Origin of the sequence: Kitasatospora sp. NPDC057518 (assembly GCF_042802075.1) — a bacterium.
Lineage (GTDB): Bacteria > Actinomycetota > Actinomycetes > Streptomycetales > Streptomycetaceae > Kitasatospora.
Genome location: NZ_JBHVEU010000401.1, coordinates 1 through 8,288, shown reverse-complemented (window position 1 = coordinate 8,288; position 8,288 = coordinate 1). Strand labels below are relative to the sequence as shown.

Genomic DNA, 8,288 nt, shown 5'->3' with positions numbered 1-8,288 from the left:
GAGTTCCGCCGGGCGATTTTCCCCCGACCAAGGAGATCGCCCGGGCCGGAACTCCGGCCGTAGTGTTTTCCCGGGAGCCGTCCCGGGAGCCGTTCCGGGTGTCGTCGAGCCCGGTGGCTACGGCTGGACGTAGCCGCTCAGGAAGTCGCCGATCCGGGTCACCGCGTCGGTGATCTCCTCCGGCCGGGGCAGCGTGACCAGCCGGAAGTGGTCCGGCTCGGGCCAGTTGAAGCCGGTGCCCTGGACCAGCAGGATGCGCTGGGAGCGCAGCAGGTCGAGCACCATCCGGGCGTCGTCCTTGATCTTGTGGACCTTGGGGTCCAGCCGGGGGAAGGCGTACAGCGCGCCCTTGGGCTTGACGCAGCTGACCCCGGGGATGTCGTTGAGCAGCTTGTACGCGGCGTCGCGCGAGGCGTGCAGCCGGCCGCCGGGCAGCACCAGGTCGCGGATCGACTGCCGCCCGCCGAGCGCGGCGGCCACCGCGTGCTGGGCCGGCATGTTGGCGCAGAGCCGCATCGAGGCGAGCACGGTCAGGCCCTCGATGTAGCTGCGGGCCCGGTGCCGGTCGCCGGACAGCACCATCCAGCCGGAGCGGAAGCCCGCGACCCGGTACGCCTTGGACAGCCCGTTGAAGGTGACGCAGAAGAGGTCCGGGGCCAGGGTGGCCAGCGGGACGTGCTCGGCGTCGTCGTAGAGGATCTTGTCGTAGATCTCGTCCGCGTAGACCACCAGGTCGTGCCGGCGGGCGATCTCGGCGATGCCCTCCAGCACCTCGCGCGGGTAGACCGCGCCGGTCGGGTTGTTCGGGTTGATCACCACGATGGCCCTGGTGCGGTCGGTGACCTTGGCCTCGATGTCGGCGAGGTCCGGGTACCACTCGGACTGCTCGTCGCAGCGGTAGTGCACGGCGGTGCCGCCGGCCAGCGAGACCGAGGCGGTCCACAGCGGGTAGTCCGGGGCCGGGACGAGCACCTCGTCGCCGTCGTCCAGCAGCGCGGTCATGGCCAGCTGGATCAGTTCGGAGACGCCGTTGCCGAGGAAGACGTCGTCGACGGAGAGGCCGTGCAGCCCGCGGTCCTCGTAGTGCATGACCACCGCGCGGCGGGCGGAGAGCAGGCCCTTGGAGTCGCCGTAGCCGTGCGCGGTGGCGAGGTTGCGCAGGATGTCCTGGAGGATCTCCGGGGGCGCCTCGAAACCGAAGGTGGCCGGGTTGCCGGTGTTGAGCTTGAGGATGCGGTGGCCCTGTTCCTCCAGCCGCATCGCCTCGTCGAGTACCGGTCCGCGGATGTCGTAGCAGACATTGGCGAGCTTGCTGGACTGGATGACCTGCATGTCCGCCTACTTTAGGGGTACGGAGGGGCCGTGCGGCGGGTCTCCGCGGGGGTGCTTCGGAGGGTCGGAACGGCCCCCTTGGATCGGCAGGCGGGGGCGGCGGGCGGCCTTGTGAACCGGCAGTCGAATGTCCGGAATGCTCCTGTATGCGAGGAGCGCCGCCGCGCCGTTCCGTGGAACGAGACGGACGGCACACGCCCGGCGCGGGAGGATGTGGCCGGTCGTGTCGGTCGTGTCGGTCGAGGAGGGGGTGTGCCGGTGGTCCCGGTCGTGGTCGCGGCGGTGCTGGTCGGTCTCCTGGCGGCTCCGCCGCTGCGCGGGCGGATCGCCCGCTTCGCGGTGCCGGAGGGCGAGCCCTGGTGCGAGGCCTGCCCGTCCTGCGGGCGCGCGCTGCGGCTGCTGCCGCCGACCGGGCGCTGCCCGGGCTGCCGGGAGCGGCTGGGCGCCGGCCCCTGGACGGTGGAGGCGGTCGCGGCGGCGGTCGCCGTCGCGGTGGCGTACGCGGCGGACCGCCTGGTGGTGGTGACCCTGGCCCTGGGCTGGGCGGCGGCGCTCGGCGTGGCGCTCGGCTTCGTCGACGCGCGGGTGCGCCGGCTGCCGTACGGGCTGACCGTGCCGCTGCTCGGCGGGGTGGCGGCGCTGCTGCTGGTCGCGGCGCAGGCCGAGCGGGACCCGGGCGCGCTGCTGCGCTGCCTACTGGTCGCGCTGGCGGTCGGGGGCGTCCTCGAACTGGCCGTCTGGCTGGGCGCGTTGGGCCCCGGGGACTCCCCGCTCGGGCTCGCCCTGGGCGGGCTGCTCGGCTGGTTCGGCTGGTCGGTGGCGCTCGGCGGGCTGTTCGCCGCGATGGTGCTCGCCGGGCTGTGGGGCACCCTGCGGGCCGCCGCCGCGCTGGCCCGCCGCCGCCCGGTGCGCGGGCTCGACCTCCCGGTCGGCCCGTTCCTGCTGCTCGGCGCGCTCACCGCGGTCCTGGCGCGGTGAGCGGAGCCGTACCAGGCGACGACCGGGAGCCGCCCCGGCCTCCGGTCCACCCCGCTCCCGGCCCCCGGAGGACCCCGCCACCGCCCCCGCCGGACCCCGTCCCTAATAGAGGGGACAGGGGAAACGGAAGGGCCCGCCGTACCGGTCGGTACGACGGGCCCCGCCGCCGACGCGCAGGCCCCACCCTCAAGGAGCGGCGCGCCGGGGGAGTTGGGCTCTAGGGGGTCACGGCCTCCCGGCCGTCACGGCATCTTGTGGACGAACGGGCCGACCGTGTTGGAGAACGCGTTGCCGTTGTTGGCGTCCCAGTTGGTCGACCAGGTCATCGCGCCGCGGATGGTCGGCCACTTGGCCGGCGGCACGAAGCTGCCGCAGTTGTTACCGGTGGCCAGGCAGTCCAGCGCGTTGTTCACCACGGTCGGCGAGACGTAGCCGCCGCCCGCCGCCCGGCTGGAGGCCGGGACGCCGATGCCCACCTGGTCCGGCCGCAGGCCGCCCTGGATCTGGGTGCAGACCTGCGCGGTGATGAAGTCGATGGTGCCCTGGTTGTAGACCTTGCCGTCGCAGCCGTTCATGCCGCCCGAGTTGTAGAACTGGGTGTTGACGACGGTGAGGATGTCCTTGGTCTTCAGCGCCAGCTGGAAGTAGGCGCCGGAGGTGTTGTACATCCCGATGGTCTCGGGGGCCATGGTCAGGACGAAGCCGGGGCCGACCTTGGCCTGCAGGGCGTGCAGCGCGTCGCCGAGCGGACCGGCCTGGACGCCGTTCTCCAGGTCGACGTCGATGCCGTCGAAGCCGTAGTCCTTGATGATCGCGTAGGCGCTGTTGGTGAAGTTGGCGCCGGCGGTGGCGTCCCCGACGGTGATCGCGCCGTTCTGGCCGCCGATGGAGAGGATGACCTTCTTGCCGGCCGCCTGCTTGGCCTTGACGTCGGCGCGGAACTGGGCGTCGGTGTAGCCGCCGAGGGCCTTGGACAGGCCCGGGTCCAGGGTGAAGCTGATCGCGCCGGTCCTGGTCGGCACGGCGTCGGCGAAGGACACCGCGATGATGTCGTACGCGCTCTGGACGTCGCTCAGCCGCTGCGCGGTCGAGCCGTTGTCGAAGTTCTGCCAGTAGCCGGTGACCGCGTGGGCGGGCAGGCCGGTGACCGGCGGGGTGGTGCTGGTCGGCGTGGCGGTGGGGGTCGCCGTCGGGGTCTGGGTGGGCGTCCCGGTGGGGGTCGGGGTCGCCGTCTGGGTGGGCGTCGCGGTGGCCGTGGGGGAGGCGGTGGCCGTCGGCGTCGGGGTCGGCGTGGGGGTCGCGGTCGGCGACGGGGTGCCGGTGCCGCCGGGGCCGACCAGTGCGACGTCGTCGGCGAGGTAGGCGCTCTGGCCGTACCAGCCGTGCAGGTAGACGGTGACGCTGGTGGCGTTCGCCCCGGTGGTGAAGGTGGTGGACAGCTGGTTCCAGCTGTTCTGGTTCGACCACACGGACGGGTCGGTGCCGCCGGTGCCGCGCGCGCCGAGGTAGACGTACGGGCCCTGGACCCACGCGCTCAGCGTGTAGCTGGTGTTGGGCAGCACGCTGATGGTCTGGGCGCACTCGGCGGTGTCGCCGGCGCCCGGGGTGGCCTGGAGCGCGCCGGTGCCGGAGTGGACCGGGGAGGACACCGTGGTCGCGGCGCCGGTGCAGGTCCAGCCGCCGAGCCCGCCGTCGAAGCCGCCGTTGGCGACCAGGTTGCCGACCGCCGCGCTGGCACCGCCGGCGAAGAGGGCGAGGCCGCCGCCGGCCAGGGCGAGGGCGGTGGCGCCGGCCGCGACGGCCGGGAGGGGGCTGCGCCGGCGCTTGTGCGAAGGCTGGTTCAGCGTACGGGCCATGGGGTGACGCTCCTGGGGGAGGAGCGGCCGCCGCGGTGGGGGGCGCGGCGGCCGCGTGTGGGGGAGGGGAGGTCCGAAGTGAGCCTGCGGGGCGGAGCAGGAGGATCGTTCCGTCCCGGATCAAAAGCTGGACTAGACCATTGCTGGTCGTCAAGCATCGGAAGAACGGCTTACGGTTCCGTTAAGGATTCGGAGACCGTTCCGTGTCCGCGCCCCGGAGGCCCCGCGGCGGCCCCGCACAGGCCCCGCCACCCGTCCGGAGGACCCCCGACACGCCCGTCGGGACAGACTTCGTACAGGACCGTGACCAGACCGCTACCTGCGGCTTTACTGTGCACCTGCGCGCCGGAGTAGGCTGCGCCGGGGGCGGAGACGCACCAGTTGCAACGAGCACGGAGGGGCCGGGAAACATGGGTCTGCGCGATGTCGCCGAACGGACGCCGGGGCTGCGCACCCTGCTCGGCGGGATGTACGGGCTCTACGGGCGACGGGTCGAGGTCCACCTCGCGAGCACCCCGCGCCACATCGGCGTGATCCTGGACGGCAACCGCCGCTGGGCCAAGGCGGCCGGCGGCTCCACCGCGTACGGCCACCAGCGCGGCGCCGACAAGATCAGCGAGTTCCTCGGCTGGTGCGACGAGACCCACGTCAAGGTCGTCACCCTCTGGATGCTCTCCACCGACAACCTGGACCGCCCGGCCGACGAGCTCGTCCCGCTGCTCGGCATCATCGAGGACGCCGTCACCGGCCTGGCCGCCGCCCGCCGCTGGCGGGTCAACCCGGTCGGCGCGCTGGACCTGCTGCCCCAGCACACCGCCGACGTGCTCAAGCGGGCCGCCGACCAGACCGCCGACATCGACGGGATAACGGTCAACGTCGCGGTCGGCTACGGCGGTCGGCACGAGATCGCCGACGCCGTCCGCTCGCTGCTCCAGGAGCAGGCCGGACGCGGCACCTCGATCGAGGAACTGGCCGAGGTCCTGACCGTCGAGCACATCGCCGAGCACCTGTACACCCGCAACCAGCCCGACCCGGACCTGATCATCCGCACCTCGGGCGAGCAGCGGCTGTCCGGCTTCCTGCTCTGGCAGAGCGCGCACAGCGAGTTCTACTTCTGCGAGGCGTACTGGCCGGCCTTCCGCAAGGTCGACTTCCTGCGCGCGCTGCGCGCCTACGAGCAGCGCCACCGGCGGCTGGGGCTGTAGTCCCGGATCGGCCGGTTCCGGCCCGGCGCCCCCGGGCCGGTGCCCCGCGTTCCCGGGGCCGTGTCCCGCGCCCTCGGGGGCGGTGACCCCGCGTCCGGGGGGCCGTCGTCCCAGGTCCGGCCGTCCGGAGGAAATGACCGCCGTAGGCCTGGCCTACCCGGCGCCCGGGCGAGGCCAAACGTTCACCGGCAATGATCCGTCAGTTCGCCGGGGGCGCGAATGCACCGTTCCCCGCCTGGGAATACTCCAGTCAGTCCGGTCCCGAGGCCACCGGGGCAGCGGGGGCCGGCTTGCCGCGGATGACGCAGGGTCATCCGCTCTGGAGGCCTAGTGGTCAGTTCCAAGAGCCGCCGGACACCAGACCGGCGCACGTACGTTCTCGACACCAGCGTGCTCCTGGCGGACCCGCTCGCCATGACCCGCTTCGAGGAGCACGAGGTCGTCCTCCCGGTGGTGGTCGTCACCGAGCTGGAGGCCAAGCGGCACCACCCGGAGCTGGGCTACTTCGCCCGCCAGGCGCTGCGGCTGCTCGACGACTACCGCATCCGGCACGGCCGGCTCGACGAGCCGATCCCGGTCGGCGAGCTCGGCGGCACCATCCGGGTCGAGCTCAACCACTCCGACGTGTCGATACTGCCGGTCGGCTACCGGGCCGGCGGCGGTGAGGCGGACACCCGGATCCTCGCGGTCGCCCGCAACCTCCAGGCCGAGGGCTACGACGTCACCGTCGTGTCCAAGGACCTGCCGCTGCGGATCAAGGCCAGTTCGGTGGGCCTGCTCGCCGAGGAGTACCGGGCCGAGCTGGCGATCACCTCGGGCTGGACGGGCATGACCGAGCTGCACGTCCCGGCCGATCAGGTGGACGCGCTCTTCTCGGTCGGCCACGACGCGGGGGTGGACGTCGACGGGGCCGCCGAGCTGCCGGTCCACACCGGACTGGTGCTGACCTCGGAGCGCGGCCGCGCGCTCGGCCGGGTCACCGGCGACGGCCGGGTGCGGCTGGTGCGCGGGGAGCGCGAGGCGTTCGGGCTGCGCGGGCGCAGCGCCGAGCAGCGGGTGGCGCTGGACCTGCTGCTCGACCCGGAGATCGGGATCGTCTCGATGGGCGGCCGGGCCGGCACCGGGAAGTCGGCGCTGGCGCTGTGCGCGGGGCTGGAAGCGGTGCTGGAGCGGAGGCAGCACCGCAAGGTGATGGTCTTCCGGCCGCTGTACGCGGTCGGCGGGCAGGAGCTGGGCTACCTGCCCGGTTCCGAGGCGGAGAAGATGGGCCCCTGGGCGCAGGCGGTCTTCGACACCCTCTCCGCCGTCACCACCCCGGACGTGATCGAGGAGGTCATCTCCCGCGGGATGCTGGAGGTGCTGCCGCTGACCCACATCCGGGGGCGCTCGCTGCACGACGCCTTCGTGATCGTGGACGAGGCGCAGTCGCTGGAGCGGAACGTCCTGCTGACGGTGCTGTCCCGGATCGGCCAGGGCTCGCGGGTGGTGCTCACCCACGACGTGGCGCAGCGGGACAACCTCCGGGTGGGCCGCTACGACGGCGTGGTGGCGGTGGTGGAGAAGCTGAAGGGTCATCCGCTCTTCGCCCACATCACGCTCACCCGCTCGGAGCGTTCGCCGATCGCGGCGCTGGTCACGGAGATGCTGGAGGACATCCACCCGTGATCCGCCCTCCGAGGGCATAGTCGGACAATACGGTCAACTCATGGCCGGGGGCCCGCTCCTGAGGGAGCGGGCCCCGTCCGTTTCATCACATCGAGTGCTTTCCGTCCGGGGAACTGCCGTGCGGTGAATGTGACATGCGCCACGCGGGCGGGAATTGCGTCGACCGTACCCGGTGCGGCATGGTGAGGGTTCTGTCAGGCCCCGCGTACGGCGCGGCAGGGCTTCCGGCCACCGGAGGTCAGGCCCCGGAAGGTCCACCAACTCCGGTCGGTGGACGCACAATTGAAGAACGTTGAGCCGTACGCCGCCCGATTCCAACGCCTGGTCGACTCACCTCGGCCGGACGCCGGGCCAGCACCTCCCGTGACCAGTGCACCGTGCGGAGGTCAGTGTCAAGGGGCATGTTGCGCCCGTACGGTCACGCGTGGGCGATGCTGGAAGGAATCCATGTGACTCGGATCTCGGTCCGGGGAGTCGCTGTGGCCTCCGCCACCGCCGTCACCGCTGTCGGTGCCGTCGTGGGCATGGCCTCGGGCAGCGAGGGCAAGACGACGCAGACGGTCGACGTCGCGGGCGCGACCCTGCTTGCCGAAGTCCCCTCTGGCGCCCAGGCGCAGACCATCAGTGACAACATCGGCCAGCAGGCATCCGCCCAGCAGGCCTCCGCCGACGCCGCCGCCAAGGCCGCCGCGGAGCAGAAGGCCGCCGAGGAGGCCGCGCGCCAGCAGGCCGCCGCGGACGCCCAGGCGAAGGCCGACGCCCAGGCCAAGGCCGACGCGGAGAAGGCCGCCAAGGCCGCGGACGACAAGCGCAAGGCCGACGAGGCCGCCGCGAACCGTTCCAAGTCCCGCTCCGCGATGAGCGCGGTGGAGGACAGCGCGCCGCCCGTCTCGGTCAGCCCCGGCTCGGTCCAGGACCTGGCCCGGCAGATCGTCGGCAACGACGCGCAGTTCCAGTGCTTCAGCCAGATCGTGAAGCGCGAGAGCGGCTGGGACTACACCGCGACCAACAAGAGCTCCGGTGCCTACGGTCTGGTCCAGGCGCTGCCCGGCACCAAGATGGCCTCGGCCGGTGCCGACTGGCGCACCAACCCGGCCACCCAGATCAAGTGGGGCGTCGGCTACATGAACTCCCGCTACGGCAGCCCCTGCGGTGCGTGGTCGTTCTGGCAGGCGCACAACTGGTACTAGGAAACGGCTGCCGCTCCGGCGGCGCGGTTCCACCCGGCCCCCGGCCGTTCGCCCTCCTCGGG

At 72.6% G+C, this 8,288-nt stretch carries 6 protein-coding genes; 4 read left to right on the top strand and 2 right to left on the bottom strand.

Annotation, left to right across the window (positions count from 1 at the left end; translation table 11 throughout):
• Nucleotides 1-117 precede the first annotated feature (117 nt).
• Nucleotides 118-1,332, bottom strand: coding sequence for a pyridoxal phosphate-dependent aminotransferase (locus tag ACFU7Z_RS31115; protein WP_074001322.1), 1,215 nt, complete (start codon nucleotides 1,330-1,332; stop codon nucleotides 118-120).
• 252 nt (nucleotides 1,333-1,584) lie between these two features.
• On the opposite strand from ACFU7Z_RS31115, the gene ACFU7Z_RS31110 reads away from it, so the two are divergent.
• Nucleotides 1,585-2,310 (top strand): prepilin peptidase, encoded by a 726-nt coding sequence (locus ACFU7Z_RS31110; RefSeq protein ID WP_380781160.1) that lies wholly within the window; start codon nucleotides 1,585-1,587, stop codon nucleotides 2,308-2,310.
• Nucleotides 2,311-2,552: 242 nt separating this feature from the next.
• On the opposite strand, the gene ACFU7Z_RS31105 is transcribed toward ACFU7Z_RS31110, so the two are convergent.
• Nucleotides 2,553-4,166, bottom strand: a complete 1,614-nt coding sequence (locus tag ACFU7Z_RS31105) for a chitinase (RefSeq protein ID WP_074001323.1) — start codon at nucleotides 4,164-4,166, stop codon at nucleotides 2,553-2,555.
• A gap of 410 nt (nucleotides 4,167-4,576) precedes the next feature.
• Here ACFU7Z_RS31105 and ACFU7Z_RS31100 point away from each other — a divergent pair, with 410 nt between their 5' ends.
• The 3 genes from ACFU7Z_RS31100 (at nucleotide 4,577) to ACFU7Z_RS31090 (ending at nucleotide 8,226) form a co-directional block, all read left to right on the top strand.
• Nucleotides 4,577-5,371 (top strand): isoprenyl transferase, encoded by a 795-nt coding sequence (locus ACFU7Z_RS31100; protein ID WP_181970663.1) that lies wholly within the window; start codon nucleotides 4,577-4,579, stop codon nucleotides 5,369-5,371.
• Nucleotides 5,372-5,701: 330 nt separating this feature from the next.
• Nucleotides 5,702-7,036: a PhoH family protein gene (locus ACFU7Z_RS31095; protein ID WP_049657856.1), complete on the top strand. Its 1,335-nt coding sequence runs from the start codon at nucleotides 5,702-5,704 to the stop codon at nucleotides 7,034-7,036.
• A 431-nt stretch (nucleotides 7,037-7,467) separates the two neighbouring features.
• A complete protein-coding gene (locus ACFU7Z_RS31090; RefSeq protein ID WP_181970664.1) occupies nucleotides 7,468-8,226 on the top strand; it encodes a transglycosylase SLT domain-containing protein in 759 nt (252 codons plus the stop codon).
• Nucleotides 8,227-8,288: the final 62 nt, after the last annotated feature.